Below are 19,134 nucleotides of genomic sequence, written 5' to 3'. Positions count from 1 at the left end.
CTTCCTCATGCAGACAAAAATAAACGGCGGTTGGACCCGTCGGTGAGTCCAACCGCCGGATACGTTGGCGTGCTTAGGCGTCGACGCGGCGCAGGCGCGAGAGCGGTGCCAGCTCGCCTGGGAAGACCTTCTTCACGCCGTCACCCATGGCCTGCTCCAGGATGCGGATGTCGCGGATCAGCGACTCGAAGCCCTTTGGCTCCAGCGACGAGGCCTGGTCCGAACCCCACATGGTGCGGTCCAGGGTGATGTGGCGCTCGACGGTCACTGCGCCCAGGGCAACAGCAGCCAGCGAGATCTGCAGGCCGCGCTCGTGGCCCGAGTAGCCCACTGGGACCTGGTAGCGGTCGCGCAGGGTCTCGATCATGCGCAGGTTGGCCTCTTCAGGAGGCAGCGGGTAGGTGGAGGTAGCGTGCATCATGACCAGGTTCGAGGTACCCAGGGTCTCGACGGCCTTGTCGATCTGCTCGATGGTGGACATGCCGGTGGACAGGATGATCGGCTTGCCGGTCTGTGCCAGGGCCTTGAGCAGCTCGATGTCGGTGACCGATGCGGAGGCGACCTTGTGGGTGACTGCACCCTGCTCTTCCATGAATTCGACCGATGGAACATCCCATGGCGAGGCGAAGGCGTGCAGGCCCTTGGAGGCTGCGTAGGAGATGAGTTCCTTGTACTGCGCCTGGTCGAACTCGACGCGGTAGCGGTAGTCCAGGTAGGTCATGTCGCCCCATGGGGTGGAGCGGATCTTGTCGCGCATGTCCATCGGGGTGGAGATGTCCGGGGTGCGCTTCTGGAACTTCACTGCGTTGGCACCGGCTTCAGCAGAGATATCGATCAGCTGCTTGGCGATCTCGATGTCGCCGTTGTGGTTGATGCCGATCTCGCCGATGACGTAGACCTGCTGGCCTGCGCCAACCTGGACGTCGCCGATAGCAACAGGCTTGATGTCAGTAGTCATGGAAGTCATGGGTATTGCCTTTCAGTGGGTGAAACTTGGAGAACTCTTGGTAGCGGTGCGTGCGGCGAGAACCAGTTCGGCTAGTTCCCGTACCGCTCCGTGCCCGCCCTTGCGGGTCAGTTTGTACCGTGCTGCCCGGTGCACATCTTCCTGGGCATCGGCCACGGTGATCGGCCAGCCGACCAATGCCATCGCGCCCAGATCGTTGATGTCGTTGCCCACGTAGGCAACACGAGCCGGATTGATGGATTCGTCAGCCAGCCAGCGGGCCAGGTATTCGGCCTTGTTGTCGATTCCGTGGGCCACTTCGACGTTCAGCTTGGCGGCGCGGGCGGCGACAACTGGGTTGATTTCCTTGGAGAGAATAAGGAACTTCACTCCGGCAGCCCGCAACCGGGCCACTCCCATTCCATCGGAGCGGGAGACGCGCACGGTTTCGGTTCCGTGCTCATCGACATACGCGGTGTCCGGGGTATGCACCCCGTCGAAATCCGTGATGACCGCGTCGACTTCGATCGGTTCCTGGGTGGCCGGAACGGCCAGCCCAGCGAGCAGCAGGTCTGCCTCGGTATCGATGTCGATGCCGTGCTCTGCCGGAACTTCGTGAACCCGGACCTTTCCGAAGAAACGGTGCCCTGCCTCGCGGAATCCCCGGGTATCCATCACGTAGAAGGCCCCGGTTTCGCGGAAGCGCGGTTCGCGATCCTGGCGACGCGGACGGTGCAGCTTGTCGTGGCCTACGGCGACCGCTTCGCCCTGCGGATCCAGGCCCCAATGGAAACCGTGGTCCGCTACAGCTGCGAAGCTGACGTCGGCGCGTTTCGAAGAAACCGCCGCAATGGCTGCGTCCAGATCCTCCGGATCGATGAACGGGCTGGTGCACTGGATGAACACGGTGATCTCTGGCTGAGATTCCGCATTCGCTAGCGCGTGGAGCAGAACTGACTCGCTGCTGGCCGTGTCGCCGGCGATATCTGCCGGTCGATCGATGACTCGCGCCCCGTAGCGAAGCGCTTCGGCCTTGATCTGCTCATGGTCGGTACTGACCACGACGTCGCTGACTGCCGCCGCGGATCTGGCTGATTCGATTGCGCGGCCCAGCAGCGATTTGCCGCCGATCTCACGCAGGTTCTTAAGCCGGATGCCCTTGGATCCTCCCCTGGCGGGGATGATCGCCATGGCATTTGGCTGGTTGGTTTTGCTCACGAGTAAGACGCTATGGGCACAAGTTAACTAAGAGGGGGCATCTGGGTTAACGCACGGTGAAGTGCCGGTGTAATCACCTGTTTGTTTGCTGAATGCGAGGTCAGCAAGCGTTTTACGTACCAGTAGGCGAATCCGGAAGAGGGATTTCGAGCCCTCGGAACCGCATATAAGATCAAAGCGACTAATGAAACATGAGTGTGCAAGGCGGAGCTTAGGCACAGAACATTTAGGCTGGAGGGTATGCACGAGCCAAACCAGTCACAGCCCACGCGTGGCCCCCTGCGGATTACCGTGCCATCACGCGCTGACGGGTTCCTTCGACAGTTCACCGCAATGATCGGTGGCCGCCTGGGACGACACAGCGATCCAGGCCGAGTCGATCCAGGATTCTTCAGCGTGGAACGAGTCATTATCCTGATGACCACCGTGGGCGCCTTGCTGATGCTCCTTGCCAAGAACCCCTGCCGGGTCAACGGGTGGACTGGCAACAACCCGTACGCCTATGCGTGCTACAGCGACTGGGTTCCGCTGTTCTCCGCCCGCGGCTTCGCCGAGAACCCCTGGGCGCCATTCAGCGCGACCGCCCAGTTCGAGTACCCGGTACTGATGAGCACGGTGGCCTCGGCCGTTGCCTCGATCATCCCCACGGGGATCGAAAACCGTTCGCTGCTGTACTTCGACATCAACCTGCTGCTCGTTGCGATCCTGTGGATGGTCACCGTGATCGCCACCCTGCGGATGACCGGGCGCCGCCCGTGGGATGCCGCAATGGTGGCTATTGCCCCGGGCATCATCCTGGCCGGCAGCATCAACTGGGACATGTGGGCTGTGGCCTTGCTGGCCCTGGGCATGCTGGCATTCGCACGAAAGCACACCGTCCTTGCCGGGGTGCTGATCGGCTTAGGTGCCGCGATGAAGATCTATCCGTTCTTCATCCTCGGCGCGGTGCTGGTATTGGCCATTCGCACCGGCAGGCTCAAGACCTTCTGGGTGACTGGCGGAACCGCCGCGGCGACATGGGCACTGGTGAACCTTCCCTATGCGCTGGCGTTCCCCGACTCGTTCATGCACTTCTTCAACTTCTCTTCTGAACGCGGGGCAGGCTTCTCCAGCTTCTGGCACGCATGGAATGTCATCGCCGATAACAGGGGAGGGGTCCCGCTCTTTGAAGCCGAACAGATTTCCCGTTACGGCCTGGTCCTCTTCTTCCTGTGCTGCGTGGGCGTCGCAGTGCTGGGCTTGACTGCTAAACGCACCCCGCGCCTGGCCTCCATGGCCTTCTTGATCATTGCTTCCTTTGTCATGGTCAATAAGGTGTATTCACCACAGTTCATCGTCTGGCTGATTCCGCTGTTCGCCCTCGCCTTGCCGCGCTGGCGCGAATTCGTTGTCTGGATGCTCGTGGAAATCGCGCACTTCTACGCTGTTTGGTTCTACCTTGATTCCCTCTCTGCGGAAGAAGCGCAGAAGGCCTTCCCTGAGACCGGTTATGCGGTGCTGGTGCTGGCGCATATGGTGATGCTGGGATACCTGATGTTCTTGGTGGCACGTTCAATTCTTGATCCACGCCACGACCCGATTCGTGCCGTGGGCCAGGATGATCCTTTGGCCGGCCCATTCGCCGGACTGGAGGACCGCTGGACCCTGCGCGGACTGCTGCCTCAATCCAAGAAAACGAATGAAGTGGCGGGAAATAAATCATGAGCGATGTTGCCGTTGTCGGTGCGGGACCCAATGGGCTAGCAGCCGCAGCAGTTGCTGCCCGTGCTGGATTAAGCGTCACGGTATATGAAGCCAACGACACCATCGGCGGGGCCGCCAGAACGCAGCCGCTGAATGGTTCTGCAGCGAAATTCGATTTGGGCAGCGCAGTGCATCCGATGGCCATGCAATCCCAAGCCATGCATGAACTGGGCGTCCACGACAAGGTGGAGTTCATCGTCCCCGAGCTGTCCTTCGCCCATGTGCTGGATCGCCGGACCGCCTACGCGTTCAAGGACCTGGAACGCACCGGGCAGGAACTTGGAGGCGCGGACGGCGAGATGTACACCCGGCTCCTGGGACCGCTGGTCAAGCAGATTGACGGGGTCAGCCAGACACTGCTCAATCCTCTGTTGAGGGTTCCCTCGAACCCCGCAGCGTTGGCGACCTTTGCCGTGAGCACGGTGGCGGGCATGGCCGTCAAGGAACTCTTTTCTGGAAAGTTTGAACGCGCCGCCGCGCTCTACGCAGGCTGTTCCGCCCACGTTGCGGGAGGCTCTCGCGGACCGGCCAATGCCGGGGCAGGACTGTTCCTTGCAGCAACAGCGCACGGCAAGGGATGGGCCATCCCGCGTGGAGGTTCCCAAGCCATCAGCGACGCCTTGGCCGAAGAAGCGATGGCTCATGGAGCAAAAATTCTTACCGGCACCCGCGTCAACCATGTTGATGAGCTTTCTGCGCAGAGCATCCTCTTCGATACCTCCGCCGAAAACGCGGCCAAGCTTTCAACAGGACACCTGCCTGAACGGCTCTCGCACGCGTTGAGCAGTATCCGGCGCTCGCCGGGAAGCTGCCTGGTGCACTACGTCCTTTCGGCACCGGTTCCATGGCGCGATGAGACTCTGGGCAAGGCCGGCACCGTGCACCTGGGCGGCACCGCGGCGCAGGTCGGGAAGGCCGAACGCGCCGCAGTGCGCGGGGGAGCGGCGAAGCCGTTCATGATTGTTGCCCAGCCCTCGCAATTTGATGATTCGCGGGCACCGCAGGGCCAGCACGTCATCTGGGCCTACTGCCACGTGCCACTGGATTCTCCGGTAGACATGAGCCGGGAACTGAAGGAAATGATTGAACAGGCAGCTCCTGGTTTCAGCGAGACAATCATTGAATCCCATATTGTCACCGCCCAGGACTTGGAAGTGCAGAACTCGGCACTGGTCGGTGGCGATCTTTCCGGGGGAACCATGGACCTGCTGGGCAGCATCAAGCGGCCTCGGATCTCGACCGACCCGTGGTACCTGCAGTCCAAAGGACTGTACTTGGTATCCTCGGCTGCGCCTCCGGGGCCGTCGGTGCACGGCATGGGCGGATTCCTCGGAGCGCAATCGATGCTCAAGCGGGAATACGGAATCGCAAATTGGAAATCGGTGAACTGAGAGGCAATGGAATCTGTGCTCGCGCAGCTCGTTGGCTGGGTTTTCCTGGCAGCACTCTGGTGGTTGTTTATCCGGCAATACCGCAAGGACCCACGCCGCTTGGGTCTGGCTGCACTTCTCTTGCCGCTGGTGTTCTTCACCATTTCGGCGGTCGTCGACCTATTGACCAGTGTGATCCCCGGGTTTGGGTTCCTCTTCTCCATAGTGCTGGTGCTGACCCCCCTGATGGTCATTGTCTTCGGTGCCGCGCTGATCTACAACGGGATCCTGATGTGCCGGCGCGAAGGAGCCAAACCTGCGAATCTGCTGTCGTTGGCAGCCGGGCTATCCGTCTTTGTCCTGCCAGTCATTGCGGTGCTGCTGATTCGCATCGAATCCTGGTGGACCTATTCGCTGGCTTTCGTCCTGTTCATGGCCTCCGTCTTCACGGCGAGCTTGTTCGCCATGCTGCTGCTGTACGCATGGGTGCACGCCAGATACCCATCCAAGGGCGAAGCCGCCGCCGTGGTGGTCCTTGGCGCCCGCACAATCAATGGCAAGGTCACCCCGTTGCTGCGTGGCCGCTTGGACAAGGGCATAGACCTGCATCAACTGCAGCCATCTCCTCGCCCCTTCATGGTTCCGACCGGGGGACAGGGCCATGATGAGGAAGAACCAGAGGGCGTAAGCATGGCCCGCTACCTGCGTGAGCAGGGCATTGCCGATGAACAGATTCTGGTTGAAGACCGGGCCAGGGACACCTTTGAGAACCTGGAGTTCTCCGACGCCTTGGTCCGTGCCCAGCGTCCGGATGGCCAGCTGTGGTTGGTCACCAGCGACTATCATGCGCTGCGTGCAGCGATGGCGTCACGCAAGCTCGGCCTGGATGCCCGTGCCTTCGGCGGGAAAACGGCGGCCTACTACCGTCCGAGTGCCTTCCTCAGGGAATGCGTTGCGATCGTGCGGGATCAAAAGAAGCTGATGATCTTGCTGGCCCTTCCCTTCGCATTAGCCGTCGCAGGGATGATGTTCGTGCTCACGACGACCTTCTAACTTCCTTGGCACCCTGGGCCCATGCACCATCTGGTGCATGGGCCCAGTTTTCGCTTCCCTGCCATCACCCTTTTGGTTGAGCCATAAATCAGCACTGGGGGCGGTGAGAGCTGGGCTCGAATTCCCTAGGCTGGAAATATGATCCAGGCAGAGCAGTTGACGAAGAAATACGGTGGAAAAACCGTGGTCGATAATGCGTCGTTCACGGTCCAAGAAGGCATGGTGACTGGGTTCCTCGGTCCGAATGGTGCCGGCAAGTCCACCACCATGCGCATGATCGTGGGACTGGCCAAACCTACCAGCGGTGAAGTGCTGGTCAACGGGCACGATTTCAAGAAATCACGTCACCCGCTGACCGAAGTCGGCACCCTGCTGGAAGCTAAGTCGGTGCACAAATCCCTGACTCCGCTGGCGCATTTGCGTGCCATGGCGGCTACCGCGGGGATCCCGAAGTCCCGAGTGCACGAAGTGCTGGATCTGACTGGCTTGTCTAGCGTGCAGCGCAAGAAGGTCGGCGGCTTTTCGCTGGGCATGGGGCAGCGGCTGGGCATTGCCACGGCCCTGCTTGGAGATCCGCAGGTGCTGATCCTCGATGAGCCGGTCAACGGCCTGGATCCCGAAGGCGTGGCTTGGGTCCGCAACCTGGCCCGCCAGCAGGCGGCCGATGGCAAAACCGTTTTCATCTCGTCCCACCTGATGAGTGAAATGGCCCAGACGGCGGATCACCTGATCGTGATTGGCCGTGGCCGCATCATGGCCGATGCGCCGATCACTGAATTCATCGACAACGGTCTTGACCAGACCATTGTGCGTTCAGCCGACATTGAGATCTTGATGAATGCGTTGAATGGTGAAGGTATTCAGCTACGCCGGATTGATGAGCATGGCCTGGAAGTTACCGGCCCCGATTCAGAATCCATTGGCCGCCGTGCCTTGGAATACGGGGTGGTGCTCAGCGAATTGCGTCCGCTGCAACGCACCTTGGAAGACGCCTACATGGAATTGACCCGCGATGCCGTCGAATACCACTCGAACACAGTTGCCGAGACTGGCGGCGGGAAGTAAGGACATGTCTAACCATCTAGCAACCGCACCGCATGGCAAGGTCACCCTCTTCGGCGTGCTGCGCAGTGAGTCCATCCGTTTCTTCTCCCTGAACTCCACCCGCATCCTGGTTCTCTTGGCCATCGTGTTCTATGTGGGCATTGCAGCCGTGGCCACGTGGGGCATTGGTTCGCTCAGTGCCAGCATGGGCGACACGGATCAGATGCCGGGCATGGAAGGCCTATCGGCCCCGGGATTCGCCGCTGAGCTCATCGGCTCGGGCCTGGTCTTCAGCCAGCTGATCCTTGGCGTGCTTGGTGTCCTGCTCTTCAGCGGTGAATTCACCACCGGCTCAGCGGTAAGCACGTTCCTGGCCAGCCCGCGGCGACTGCGAGTCCTGGCCGCCAAGGGCATCTTGATCATCCTGCTCACTGCCGTCGTCCAGATCGTCAGCTCGCTCTTGGCCTTCGCGATCAGCAAGCCGATTGCCGAGAACTACCAGATGAACTTGGAATTCAGCAGCGATGCCTTCCAACGGGTGCTCTGGTACGGAACGCTGGCGGTGACCATGGCGGCGTTGATCGGTTTGGCGTTGGGGATGCTGCTGCGCAACTCGGCCGGCGGCATCACCAGCCTCGCTGCCCTGTTCTTCGTGCTGCCGATCATCCTTTCCATCCTGACCGCCTTGACCGACTGGGCGCAGAATATCGCGAAGTTCACCCCTGACCAGTTGGGCATGGGGTTGGCGACGCCCGCAAGTGTTGTCACCGATTTGGAGACCTGGCAGCAACTGCTGGGCGTGGCGGGTTGGGTGGTGCTTCCACTGGTATTGGGTGCAATCCTGCTGACCAAGCGGGACATCAAGTAGCGCAGGGATTGATCGAGAAAACTAGACTGGAAACATGAGCCAACCGACGCTGCAGGAAACTGTGGTTTCCTTCGATGAACTGGCCGCCAAGCGCATGGGCCGGATACGCCGTTATTTGCGTACCCACCCACGTTTGGTGGTCATCGGTGCGGTAGTCATCTATCTGCTGCTCACACTGCCCGGTGTCCTGGTCATGGCAGCGATGCCAGAAGCCAACGCCACCGGTCTGCTGGTCGTCACCCTCGCCGTCAGCGCTGCCTTGTTGTACCGGCGCCGGGCGCCGATGACGGTGATCATCCTGGTGTTCATTTTCGAATGCCTGGCCCTGGTGATTGCTGGTCCGCAAGGTGGACTGGGCGGGGTAGGCATGATTATCGCCCTGTACACGGTCGCCACCAGCTATTCGGCCAAACGCACCATCCCGCTGGCCATCTTGGCCGGCAGCTTCCAGACGGTCCTGATGGTGCTGATGGGCTTCCCCGACATGGCCGGAATGGAATTCGACCCGCAAGATGGAATCGACGAAACCATCTTCACGCGCGTCATCATCGCCGTCTCGGGCAGCTTCGTCATCGGTTTCTACATTGCCGCAGCCGCGGTGGGCATGAATGTGCGCAACGCGCGCATCCACGAAGCTGAACTGAATCACTGGGCCTCGCAGGTCTCCGGACTGGCCCAGGTGCAAGAGCGCAACCGCATCGCCCGCGAAATGCACGACGTTGTCGCCCATTCGCTTTCGGTGATGATTGCCCTGTCAGAGGGGGCACGAGTGGTGGCCAAGCGCGATCAGGTCCGTGCCGACGAAGTGCTCAATGAGCTCTCTGGAACCGGTCGCGCCGCCCTGGCGGATATGCGCCGCATGCTGGGCGTGCTTCGCCAAGAAGAATCCGGAGAGCTGGCCCCGCAGCCTACCGGCGGGAACGTGGAGCAATTGCTCGAAGGATTCCGTACCGCAGGTCTGCCGGTCTCATTTACCCATACGGGCGATCCGTTGCCGGAGGACACCACCTTCCAGCTGACCGTCTTCCGTATCATTCAAGAGTCCCTGACTAATTCCTTGCGCTATGCCCGTAACGTAAGTGATGTGCAGGTTCGCCTGGAACGGCGCCGCGAAGAACTGCGCATGGAAATCATGGACAACGGAGATGCAACGAGAGTTCCGAGTATCGGCAGCGGACGCGGGCTGCGCGGCATGCGCGAACGAGCCGCGCTTTTTGGCGGAACGGTTGATGCCGGACCGGTAGCCAGTGGCGGATGGATTGTGAAAGCAGTCCTCAAGCTACCCGAATGCAGCTTGCAGAACGAAAACCAGAAGGCAGTGAAGGAATAAGCGTGGAAGACAAAATCAAGGTACTGCTGGTCGATGACCAGCCCCTCTTACGCATGGGATTCCGCCTCATCCTCGAAGGTGAAGACGACATCGTCATCGCCGGCGAAGCTGTCGATGGACTCGATGCCCTTGCCCAGACGGCCGCACTGAAACCCGATGTGGTCCTGATGGATGTGCGCATGCCCAAGATGGACGGCCTGGAAGCGACCGAACGCATCGCCAAGGACCATCCGGAAACCAAGATCATCATCCTGACGACCTTTGACCTGGACGAGTACGCCTTCTCAGGGCTGCAGGCAGGAGCCAGTGCGTTCCTGCTCAAGGACGTGGCCCCGGAAGAACTGGTCCAAGCGGTGCGCCTGGTAGCTTCCGGCGACGCTGTGGTGGCACCCCGGGTGACTGCCCGCCTGCTGGAAACCTATGTGCGCAACGCTGGCGCCGGGAATCGGAACCAGCCGGCCGAAACTCCGCATGACCCGCTGCTCGATGATCTCACCCCGCGTGAGCAGGAAGTGCTGCGTGCGCTTTCCGAGGGACTATCCAACGCCGAGATTGCACACCGTTTCTTCCTTTCCGAAGCGACGGTGAAAACCCACGTGCGGCGCATCCTGACCAAATTGCATCTGCGCGACCGTGTTCAAGCGGTGGTGTACGCCTATGAGACCGGGCTGGTCATTCCATCCCAAGGCCTGGACTACTAGGCTTCGCTGAGGCAGCAAAATGGCCGCCGGTTGAAACCCCATGGGGTTCCGCCCGGCGGCCATGGAGCTTTCTAGCGCTTATTGGCCTTGCGCTGCTTCTTCGCCGTAGAGCGCAGCTGTATCACGCGGGCCACCCCGGCGATCGCGACCACTAGGGCGCCACCAATAGCGGCAAAGAACAATGCCAGCCCGAGGTTGACCTGTCCCTGATACGCGAAGTAGTTCAGGGTCACCTGCTCCTGGTTCTGGGCAATGAAGATGATCAGCAGGATCAGCACGAGCAAGCCGAAGATCGTAGCGGTCCAGATACGACCCAACTTGGTCGCTGGGAGCTTATCTGCACCGGCAGGTTTGGCCCGTTGGACCTTGGAATCCATCGGTACGGTGGTCTCCACTTCGACCTCGCGTGATTCTGCTGGAATGTTCTCTTGCTCTGGTGTTCGATCAGCCGTAGCCATGATGAACTCGCTTTCCTTGTCTCCGGGACTGCTTTCAGCTTCGTCGAGAGCGAGGTGCCAAGTCAAGACCCGGATAGGGGTGTCTGCCAGGTTGCCAGGGCGGAGGCAGGCCCAGCAGGACATCAGCAAATGTGGTTCAGGCTACTAAGCTGGGAGGCAACTCGACTTTTCAGGCGGGAACCAAAACCTGAAGAACCGTCTGACAAACATCTCTTGACAGAAAGAAGTGAGTAACCAGCCATGGCACAAGCCGCAGCAATGGCCCACATTGCAGATCTGGCCGAATACGTCGCAACCTCGCCATCGAGCTACCACGCCGCGGCCTCGGCCGCGCAGCGCTTGGACGCTGTTGGATTCACCGGTCTGGACGAAAAGCAGGCTTGGAACCTGGTCCCGGGTTCCTACTACGTGGTCCGCGACGGTGCGATCATCGCTTGGGTGCAGCCAGAAGCTGCCACTGCGACCAGCGGATTCCATATCCTCGGCGCCCACACCGACTCGCCGGGCTTCAAGCTCAAGCCGAAGCCAACCACCGGTTCCAACGGCTGGTGGCAGGCAGGGGTCGAAGTCTACGGCGGACCGCTGCTGAACTCCTGGCTGGACCGCGAACTGGTGCTCGCCGGCCGATTGGTGCTCAAGGACGGTTCCGAGCACCTGGCGAAGACCGAACCAATCCTGCGCATCCCGCAACTGGCGATCCATCTGGACCGCCAGGTCAATGAGGGCCTGACCCTGGACAAGCAGACCCACAGCAATCCAATCTTTGGCGCCGGCGATCTGGCGGATGCCGACATCCTGGCGATCCTGGCGAAGTCTGCAGGTGTCGACCCGGCCCAGGTAGCCGGCTACGACATCCTGACCGCGCCCGCGCAGCGCGGCGAGGTCTTTGGCGAGGGCAAGAACTTCTTCGCCAGCGCCCGGCTGGATAACCTCACTTCGGTGCACGCAGGCCTGATTGCGCTGACGGGCCATTCCCGCAAGCCAGCAGGCAACCGCATTGCCATGCTTGCTGCCTTCGACCACGAAGAACTGGGTTCCTCCTCGCGCTCGGGCGCTTGCGGCCCATTCCTGGAAGAGCTGATCAACCGCATCCAGGCATCCATGGATGCCTCAGTTGAAGACACCGCTCGCGCCCTGTCGAATTCTGTATGCCTGTCTGCCGATGCTGGCCACGCGGTTCACCCGAACTACCCAGAGCGCCACGACCCAGCCAACCGTCCGCAGCTGAATGCCGGCCCGCTGCTGAAGATCAATGCGAACCAGCGTTATGCCACCGATGCGGTGGGTGCTGCCGCATTCGCCAACTGGTGCGAGTCGGCGGGAGTTCCCTACCAGGAGTTCGTGTCCAATAACCGCGTACCGTGCGGATCCACCATTGGACCATTGACCGCGACCCGACTGGGGATTCGCACCCTGGATGTGGGAGTCGCGCTGCTGTCCATGCACTCGGCCCGCGAGATGTGCGGCGTTGACGACCCTTGGTATCTGTCCAAGGTCTCTCGCGAGTTCTTCGGAGCCTAGCAAGTCCAACCTGAAAAGCCGGCCTGCGGGCTGGCTTTTCGCCTCCCCGGGGGATCTTCGCCCGATACGGTTTACTGGTGGCATAATCGGCACCATGACGATCCTCAACCAGAACACGTTGATCTTCCAGCAGACGAAGAGCATCTCGAAGAACGACTTCGCGATCCTTGATTCGTCCGGGATGCAGATTGCCCACGTGGATACCGGCGGAAGCGCGCTGGGCCGCATGTTCGTCGGGGCTCGCGAACTGACCGTCTTTGACGGACCAGGCAATCCGGTTGTCATGGTCAAGGACACGATTACCATGGGCCGCGATCGTTTTGAAATCCTTGATGGCAACGCTGCCCCGCTGGCCAGCCTGGTCAAGAGGATCACTTTCTTCAAAACCAGGGTCTCCATCTCGATGCTGGGCGAAGAGCTCGAGTTACTGGGTAGCATCTGGGACTTCGACTTCCGGATCACCGGTCCCGGCGGAGTTCTGGGAACCGTGACCCGGGAATGGTCCGGGATGGGCAACGCATTGCTGGGCAAGTCGACCTACGCCCTGCGCTTGGCGGAAAACCTCAACGCACAGCAACGCCAGGCAGTGATCGGCTCGGTGCTGGCACTGGATTTGATCCGTGAGAAGCAACAGCGCAAATCATAATGGAGCTGAGATAGTCGCGGCCAGGAATACTTCTTCATAGCAGGCCAGCGTAGGTTCAGGAATGCTGTCGCGTTGCAGTCGGGTAACTGTCACGTCGATGTCGTGGTGCTTTCGGGGCGCCATTGGCTAGCGTAAGTGGCATGAATGAATCACGGATTGCAGAGCTTCGCCGCGCCAGGGGCTGGACGCAAGAACGTCTAGCCGCCGAAAGCGGCATCACTGTCAGAACGGTCCAACGGCTCGAAGCCGGAAATGATGCGAGCTTGGAGACTATCTCACTGGTCGCCAAGGCCTTGGAGGTGCCGGTTGGAGACCTGTTCAAAAGCGTCCAGACTCCGAAGTTCTCCGAGGCCGTGGATGGGCTTGAAGCGCGGGCCCAAGCAGATCAAGATCGTCGGGATTCGGCAACCAAGGGGATCCTGGCCGTGTTCCGCGGGCTGGGCATCCTGGTCACCTTCGGCACGGTCATCTTGGCTACCACCGGCAACTTTGGGTGGTACATCTGGTTGCTGATCCCGGTGTACTGGGGCGTCGGGCAGCTGCTGCTTGAGGCTGCTTTCCGTCTAAGCCTGGATGCCAAACTCGACGCCAAATACCCGCTGTCCACGGCAAATCGGAAACTGCTGGGCTAGGTCCACGCTGCGAAGCGCAAACCCAGGGACCGCCCATGAGGTTCCCACGGGTCGTTAGACCGCCTGTTGCCCATTGATAACCTGCTGTTTACCCCCTGCTGGTCTGATCAATGACTATGAGTTCGAATTCCCTGCAGGTCAAGAATTTCCGCCCGGAGATCCAAGCGCTCCGCGCCTTGGCGGTTCTGCTGGTCGTTGCCTATCATCTTGAGCCATCCGCAGTTCCAGGCGGTTATATCGGGGTTGACATCTTCTTCGTCATCTCGGGCTTCCTGATTACCTCGCACCTGCTGCGTGAAGCCGAACGCACCGGCCGGGTCAGCCTCCCAGCCTTCTTTGCCGGCCGAGCGCGAAGAATCCTCCCGGCTGCCATGCTGGTGATCCTGGTAGTTGTCGTGGCAAGCCTGCTGATCTTTCCCAAAACCCAGTGGGGTGCCCTGGGCACCCAGGCCATCGCCTCTGCCTTCTCGGTGCAGAACTGGGTTCTCGCCGCCGACTCCGTCGACTACCTCGCTTCGGATCAAGCACCCGGGCCGTTGCAGCACTTCTGGTCCCTGGGCGTGGAGGAGCAGTTCTACCTTTTCTGGCCGTTGCTGGTTTTGGCCGTGTGCCTGCTGGCCAAACCGAATGCGGACGCTAGCAGTGGCGATGGATTTGCCCCGCGGCGCCGCATGCTCTGGATCATTTTCTCAGCCACCGCACTTTTGTCGCTGGGATACTCGGCCTATGCCGGTTACTCAGGCAATAGCGCCGGGTACTTCATCACCACCACCCGCATTTGGGAACTGGCCGTCGGTGGACTGCTGGCCTTGGCAGTCCAGGCGCACGCCAACGGCGCCTTGAAGCTTCCACCGTGGGCAACCAGCTGGCAGTTCAGAAACCTTGCCGTACTCGTGGCTTTGGCGGCGATCTGCTTCGCGGCATTCAGCTACAACGCCACAACAGTCTTTCCGGGGATTGCGGCGGCCCTCCCGGTTCTTGGCTGCGCCGTGGTGATTGCCGCAGGCAGTACGCGAGGACCTGGTTCCCTGCACCCGCTGGTGAACTGGGCTCCCGTTCAATGGGTCGGCCTCGCCTCATATTCGTTATATCTGTGGCACTGGCCGCTGATCGTATTCTTCATCGAACTGGCCGGGGGCAACCCGGACCCATTGCAGTCGCTGGCCTTGCTGGCCGGGTCCCTGCTCTTGGCTTGGGCCAGCTTGAAGTGGGTCGAAACTCCCATGCGCCACTTCCGCCCCATAGCCGGTTCTCCTGCCCGCTCCTTGATTGCAGGGGCGGCGATGGTCGGGCTGGCCGCGTCCATCGCGCTATTGCCAGGTGCCATGCAGCAGCATCTTGTGGGCCAGGAGCAGCGTGAGCTGGGCGCGATGATGCAAAACCCGCCAGCTGGTTTTGGCGCGGCCTCCGTGGGCCAGGGCGCACCTGCGTACCTTGCCGGCCATCGCCAGGTCGTCCCGCTTCCTGCGACGGCTGCCGAGGACCAGCCCGAACTGGGAGATTGCGTCCAGGAACCGAAGTCCACGCAGATCAAGGAATGCGAATTTGGCAGCGAGGACGCCAGCTACACCGTAGCCCTGGTAGGTGATTCCCATGCAGCCCATTGGTTCGAGGCCGTCAGCCTATACGCCCAAAGCAAGGGCTGGAAAGTGGTGACCTATCTGAAGAATTCCTGCCCGTTCTCCGAGGCCCAGCGCAAGGCGGATCGGGATGGCAGCATCAACTGCGAAGAAGCCATCGACCAGACCATGGAAGCTCTGGCTGCGCGCGATGACATCAACGCGGTGATCACCTCGAATTGGGGAGGAGCCACCTTTACCACTGACGCGGCACAGGGGCTGGCTTCGACGTGGTCGGCCCTTGAAGACGCGGGCCTGCCGGTCTATGCCATTGTGGACACCCCGCGGCCGCCGCAGGATTCCTATGCGCGAGACTGCGTGGAAGAAAACGTGCAGGACCCGGATAAGTGCGCCTTCCCGGAAAAGGGAGCCTACGAAATGGGCGATGCCACTAAGCAGGCCGCCGAACTGGAGCCGCGCGTCGAAGTGCTCGACTTCAGCGATTACTTCTGCATGGATGGAACCTGCCCGGCAGTGGTGGGGAATGTCTTGGTCTACCGGGACAAGCACCACATCAGCGATACCTACATGCGTACCTTGGCCCCGATCTTTGGCGAAAGGATCGAGGCTGCCTTGGATTCCGAGTAGCCCAGCATGATTTAGGACACCAAGGCTTATGCAAGTTCGGGTCTCTCGGGTAGGATTGGAAGGTCTGTGCCACTGCATGCCCGAAAGTTGGGCGTCTGGTGCACAGATAACGCAAGAACCTCCTGTTGCGGAAATACCGCGACCGTTTAGCCCAAAGGAGGTGGGTTCACATGCGTGCTTATGAACTTATGGTCCTCATTGATCCAGAGGTCGATGACCGCACCGTAGAGCCAACCATCGAGAAGTACCTCGAGGTTGTCCGCTCCAACGGTGGCACTATCGAAAAGGTTGATGTCTGGGGTCGTCGCAAGATGTCCTACGAGATCAAGAAGAAGGCAGAAGCCACTTACGTAGTGGTGAACTACACCGCAGAGCCAGCAGCTTCGGCTGAGCTTGAGCGCCAGCTCAAGATCAACGAACTGATCCTGCGCCACAAGGTCACCCGTCCGGAAGAGGCACGCGTTTAATTACGCGCAACCTTCCGTCGTAGGAATTAACGTTCAATCTTTTTAAGGAGAGTCAATGGCAGGCGAGACTGTTATTACCGTTATCGGAAACCTGACTGCCGATCCGGAGCTGCGTTTTACGCCGTCCGGTTCAGCCGTAGCGAACTTTACGATCGCTTCGACTCCTCGCACCTTTGACCGCCAGTCCAATGAGTGGAAGGACGGGGAAGCCCTGTTCTTGCGCGCATCGGTGTGGCGCGAAGCTGCAGAGAACGTTGCTGAAACGCTGACCAAGGGCATGCGTGTCATCGCCCAGGGCCGGTTGCGTTCACGTTCTTACGACACCAAGGAAGGCGAACGTCGCACCGTCATGGAGCTTGAAGTCGATGAAATCGGCCCATCGCTCCGTTTCGCGTCCGCCAAGGTCACCCGTACCCAGCGCTCCGGCGGTGGCAACGGTGGCTTCGGCAACGGTGGTGGAGGCTTCTCCAACGCACCGCAGCAAAGTGCACCAGCTCAGGCGCCGCGTCAGCAGCAGCCTCAGCAGGGTGGCGGATGGAATGCTCCAGCCGCAGACCCATGGAGCACCGGCGGAAACAACGGTGGCGGCTGGGGCAACCCGGGCGCAGACGAACCGCCTTTCTAAACAATATTTATTCACCATCCCGCAGATCACTCTGCGGGCTCCAAAGCTAAGGAGCTCCACGATGGCTAAGGCTGAAATCCGTAAGCCCAAACCAAAGTCCAACCCATTGAAGGCCGCTGACATCACTGTCATCGACTACAAGGACACCGCACTGCTGCGCAAGTTCATCTCCGACCGCGGTAAGATCCGCGCTCGTCGTGTAACCGGCGTTTCCGTTCAGGAACAGCGCAAGATCGCACAGGCAATCAAGAACGCACGTGAAGTAGCCCTGTTGCCTTACTCCGGCGCTGGCCGCGGCTAAGGAAGAGGGATAGCAAAATGGCAAAGATCATTCTGACTCACGAAGTATCCGGTCTCGGTGCTGCTGGCGATATTGTCGAGGTAAAGAACGGCTACGCCCGTAACTACCTGCTGCCACGCGGCTTCGCAATCGTCTGGACCCAGGGCGGTGAGAAGCAGGTGGAGTCGATCAAGGCTGCACGTGCTGCTCGCGCCGTTGCAAACCTTGAGGATGCTCAGGCACTTGCAGCTAAGCTGAAGTCCCAGCCGGTGAAGATCACCATGAAGGCTGGCTCGAACGGTCGCCTGTTCGGCACCGTTAAGACCACCGAAATTGCTGCTGCCGTAGAGGCTGCCGGTCTGGGTAAGATCGACAAGCGCAACATCGAGGTCAACGACCAGATCAAGTCGACTGGCAACTACACCGCAACCGTTCGCGTTCACGCTGACGTTCTTGCAAACCTGCGCCTGCAGGTTGTAGCTGCTGCCAAGAAGTAAGTCTTCTAGACTCAGCTTCTGTTCAAGAGGTGGCGTGCACTCCGCAAGGAGAGCACGCCACCTCTTGGCGTTAACCCGGATTTCTTTGGGCCCCCGGGTCAACGAATAGCAAGTCCCGCCTTCGAATAGGCTCAAAGCCAATTCAGAATCTTGAGTTCGTTCACGCTTTCGGCGCTTACCGGCTGGCGCGAGATCGCATCAGCGAACGAGAGAAATCTGTGATGATTCCTGCCACGATAAATCCGAATGCAGGTAACCAGGTGATCGCCCATCCGGAGAAAACCATTGTTTCGCGATCCCGTAGGAATATCGCCAGCAAAGGCCAAAGAAAACCTAAGGCCACGCCTACGAGAATGAAGGCAGAGTGGCTCTTTGGAGATGCTGTTGCGGGAAAGGACTCCGCATATTCTGCAGGAGATCCAAAGTTGGCTGTCGCGTCTTCGTAGCTGGTGGCTTCGGACTCGACCTCTCTGGCTATATCGCGGATGGTGGCCGTATCCACGTTTCGTAGTGAAAGGCTGTAGCGCAGTTCGTCGATGTAGGTTTTGAGGTTACTTTCCATGGAAGGCTCCTAGTTGAACTGTTCTAACCAGTTTTTGACTGATTTCAAGGTCTGATGACCCTGCTTGGTGATTTCGAAGATTTTGCGTGCGGGTCCGCGAGCGGTGATTTGCCAGTCGGAGACGATGTCCCCGGACTCTTCCATGGTTCGAAGCAGTGGGTATAAAGTCCCGCTCTTGATGCCAGGCACTCCGAGCTCTTCGAGCTTAGCCAGCATGGAGTATCCGTGTTCGGGTTTTTCTGCCAGGAAGCTTAGAAGAACGACCGGAAGCATGGAACGCTTCACCTGTGGAAGTACTCTGCTCTGTGACATGACTTAAGTATGAATCCTACATAGGTGCATTTCTATTCTTCGTTCGGATGATCTTGGCTTAGCAGCATCCGGCGATTCAATTCCGAGCCGGAACTGGTCATGGTCACTTAGAAGTGGCTAACATTTCACCAGATCGTCTTGCGTCCAATGCGTCATAATCATTGGCTTGGCCAATTTGCAGCAATAGCCTCGAAGATGAGTACGTCCAAAGCCAGCACGATCGAGAGAAGCGGTGGAACAAATGGGTTTTGCGTATGCGGATCCTGAAGTATTGACCGAGGCGCAACGCGAAGCTGTGGCAGAGCATCAGCGCCGTGTGCAAAGCGAGTCCCGGCGCCTGTCGTTGCGTGCGCTGCGCGAAGAGGCAGAACTGAGCCAAGTAGAACTTGCCACCGTGCTGAAGCTGAGCGTGGACCGCATCGCCCGCATGGAGACCGGGGACCTTGATCGAGTCCAGCTGGCCACCCTGCGCCGCTACGCAGAAGCCATGGGCGCCCGCCTGCAAGTGAAAGCGATCCGCGAGGGCACGCACGCCGAACTTGGCTAGCGATCGAGCTCCCGGCGGTCGCTGCCAAGCTGCCATTCCTGACGGACCGGTCAGCGCAAATAGAGCGCACCTCATCGATAAATATGCCACCCATCGCTCAGGAGCGC

General features: G+C 60.0%; 21 protein-coding genes. 16 read left to right on the top strand and 5 right to left on the bottom strand.

Going from position 1 to position 19,134, the window contains the following annotated elements:
* Positions 1 to 73: 73 nt before the first annotated feature.
* A complete protein-coding gene (locus ACIQTS_RS05910; RefSeq protein ID WP_105656602.1) occupies positions 74 to 967 on the bottom strand; it encodes an N-acetylneuraminate synthase family protein in 894 nt (297 codons plus the stop codon).
* 12 nt (positions 968 to 979) lie between these two features.
* Entirely contained in the window at positions 980 to 2,164 is a 1,185-nt protein-coding gene (locus ACIQTS_RS05905; protein ID WP_400289722.1) for a cytidylyltransferase domain-containing protein, read from the bottom strand.
* A gap of 240 nt (positions 2,165 to 2,404) precedes the next feature.
* Here ACIQTS_RS05905 and ACIQTS_RS05900 point away from each other — a divergent pair, with 240 nt between their 5' ends.
* The 7 genes from ACIQTS_RS05900 (at position 2,405) to ACIQTS_RS05870 (ending at position 10,273) form a co-directional block, all read left to right on the top strand.
* Positions 2,405 to 3,868 (top strand): glycosyltransferase family 87 protein, encoded by a 1,464-nt coding sequence (locus tag ACIQTS_RS05900; protein WP_133833771.1) that lies wholly within the window; start codon positions 2,405 to 2,407, stop codon positions 3,866 to 3,868.
* Positions 3,865 to 5,298, top strand: a complete 1,434-nt coding sequence (locus tag ACIQTS_RS05895; RefSeq protein ID WP_400289724.1) for a phytoene desaturase family protein — start codon at positions 3,865 to 3,867, stop codon at positions 5,296 to 5,298. Before ACIQTS_RS05900 ends, ACIQTS_RS05895 begins: the two co-directional genes overlap by 4 nt.
* A gap of 6 nt (positions 5,299 to 5,304) precedes the next feature.
* Positions 5,305 to 6,330, top strand: coding sequence for a YdcF family protein (locus tag ACIQTS_RS05890; protein ID WP_359189206.1), 1,026 nt, complete (start codon positions 5,305 to 5,307; stop codon positions 6,328 to 6,330).
* A 138-nt stretch (positions 6,331 to 6,468) separates the two neighbouring features.
* Complete coding sequence (locus ACIQTS_RS05885) at positions 6,469 to 7,395, top strand: ABC transporter ATP-binding protein (RefSeq protein WP_133833774.1); 927 nt, start codon at positions 6,469 to 6,471, stop codon at positions 7,393 to 7,395.
* Between the two features lie 4 nt (positions 7,396 to 7,399).
* A complete protein-coding gene (locus ACIQTS_RS05880; RefSeq protein WP_133833775.1) occupies positions 7,400 to 8,242 on the top strand; it encodes an ABC transporter permease in 843 nt (280 codons plus the stop codon).
* A 34-nt stretch (positions 8,243 to 8,276) separates the two neighbouring features.
* Complete coding sequence (locus ACIQTS_RS05875; RefSeq protein ID WP_105656595.1) at positions 8,277 to 9,572, top strand: sensor histidine kinase; 1,296 nt, start codon at positions 8,277 to 8,279, stop codon at positions 9,570 to 9,572.
* Complete coding sequence (locus ACIQTS_RS05870; RefSeq protein WP_105656594.1) at positions 9,530 to 10,273, top strand: response regulator transcription factor; 744 nt, start codon at positions 9,530 to 9,532, stop codon at positions 10,271 to 10,273. The genes ACIQTS_RS05875 and ACIQTS_RS05870 overlap by 43 nt, the downstream gene beginning before the upstream one ends.
* A 71-nt stretch (positions 10,274 to 10,344) precedes the next feature.
* On the opposite strand, the gene ACIQTS_RS05865 is transcribed toward ACIQTS_RS05870, so the two are convergent.
* A complete protein-coding gene (locus ACIQTS_RS05865; RefSeq protein WP_133833776.1) occupies positions 10,345 to 10,731 on the bottom strand; it encodes a lipopolysaccharide assembly LapA domain-containing protein in 387 nt (128 codons plus the stop codon).
* Positions 10,732 to 10,971: 240 nt separating this feature from the next.
* On the opposite strand from ACIQTS_RS05865, the gene ACIQTS_RS05860 reads away from it, so the two are divergent.
* The 8 genes from ACIQTS_RS05860 to rplI all read left to right on the top strand — a co-directional run bounded on the left by ACIQTS_RS05860 (position 10,972) and on the right by rplI (position 17,606).
* Positions 10,972 to 12,252, top strand: a complete 1,281-nt coding sequence (locus ACIQTS_RS05860; RefSeq protein WP_402472015.1) for a M18 family aminopeptidase — start codon at positions 10,972 to 10,974, stop codon at positions 12,250 to 12,252.
* A gap of 94 nt (positions 12,253 to 12,346) precedes the next feature.
* Positions 12,347 to 12,898 carry an LURP-one-related/scramblase family protein gene (locus ACIQTS_RS05855; RefSeq protein WP_402472013.1) on the top strand — a complete coding sequence of 184 codons (552 nt, stop codon included), beginning with the start codon at positions 12,347 to 12,349 and terminating at the stop codon, positions 12,896 to 12,898.
* Between the two features lie 140 nt (positions 12,899 to 13,038).
* A complete protein-coding gene (locus ACIQTS_RS05850; protein ID WP_105662213.1) occupies positions 13,039 to 13,530 on the top strand; it encodes a helix-turn-helix domain-containing protein in 492 nt (163 codons plus the stop codon).
* A 116-nt stretch (positions 13,531 to 13,646) separates the two neighbouring features.
* A complete protein-coding gene (locus ACIQTS_RS05845) occupies positions 13,647 to 15,737 on the top strand; it encodes an acyltransferase family protein (RefSeq protein WP_402472010.1) in 2,091 nt (696 codons plus the stop codon).
* A gap of 170 nt (positions 15,738 to 15,907) precedes the next feature.
* Positions 15,908 to 16,204 (top strand): 30S ribosomal protein S6, encoded by a 297-nt coding sequence (rpsF, locus tag ACIQTS_RS05840; RefSeq protein ID WP_060703203.1) that lies wholly within the window; start codon positions 15,908 to 15,910, stop codon positions 16,202 to 16,204.
* Between the two features lie 55 nt (positions 16,205 to 16,259).
* Positions 16,260 to 16,829, top strand: a complete 570-nt coding sequence (locus ACIQTS_RS05835) for a single-stranded DNA-binding protein (protein ID WP_013350684.1) — start codon at positions 16,260 to 16,262, stop codon at positions 16,827 to 16,829.
* A gap of 61 nt (positions 16,830 to 16,890) precedes the next feature.
* On the top strand, positions 16,891 to 17,130 hold the full coding sequence (gene rpsR, locus ACIQTS_RS05830; RefSeq protein ID WP_013350683.1) for a 30S ribosomal protein S18: 240 nt from the start codon (positions 16,891 to 16,893) through the stop codon (positions 17,128 to 17,130).
* 17 nt (positions 17,131 to 17,147) lie between these two features.
* Positions 17,148 to 17,606, top strand: coding sequence for a 50S ribosomal protein L9 (rplI, locus tag ACIQTS_RS05825; RefSeq protein ID WP_105656588.1), 459 nt, complete (start codon positions 17,148 to 17,150; stop codon positions 17,604 to 17,606).
* Between the two features lie 175 nt (positions 17,607 to 17,781).
* On the opposite strand, the gene ACIQTS_RS05820 is transcribed toward rplI, so the two are convergent.
* Together ACIQTS_RS05820 and ACIQTS_RS05815 are read right to left on the bottom strand one after the other, a co-directional pair.
* Positions 17,782 to 18,168, bottom strand: coding sequence for a hypothetical protein (locus tag ACIQTS_RS05820; RefSeq protein WP_332726987.1), 387 nt, complete (start codon positions 18,166 to 18,168; stop codon positions 17,782 to 17,784).
* A 9-nt stretch (positions 18,169 to 18,177) separates the two neighbouring features.
* Entirely contained in the window at positions 18,178 to 18,480 is a 303-nt protein-coding gene (locus ACIQTS_RS05815) for a PadR family transcriptional regulator (protein ID WP_105656586.1), read from the bottom strand.
* A gap of 241 nt (positions 18,481 to 18,721) precedes the next feature.
* Between ACIQTS_RS05815 and ACIQTS_RS05810 the strand changes: the two genes are divergently transcribed.
* Positions 18,722 to 19,027, top strand: coding sequence for a helix-turn-helix domain-containing protein (locus tag ACIQTS_RS05810; RefSeq protein WP_105656585.1), 306 nt, complete (start codon positions 18,722 to 18,724; stop codon positions 19,025 to 19,027).
* Positions 19,028 to 19,134 lie beyond the last annotated feature (107 nt).

The organism is Glutamicibacter sp. NPDC090743, assembly GCF_044769125.1.
In the GTDB taxonomy this organism is placed as follows: Bacteria; Actinomycetota; Actinomycetes; order Actinomycetales; family Micrococcaceae; genus Glutamicibacter.
The sequence above is the reverse complement of the archived record's forward strand: the minus strand, read 5'-3'. Positions and strand labels throughout refer to the sequence as shown.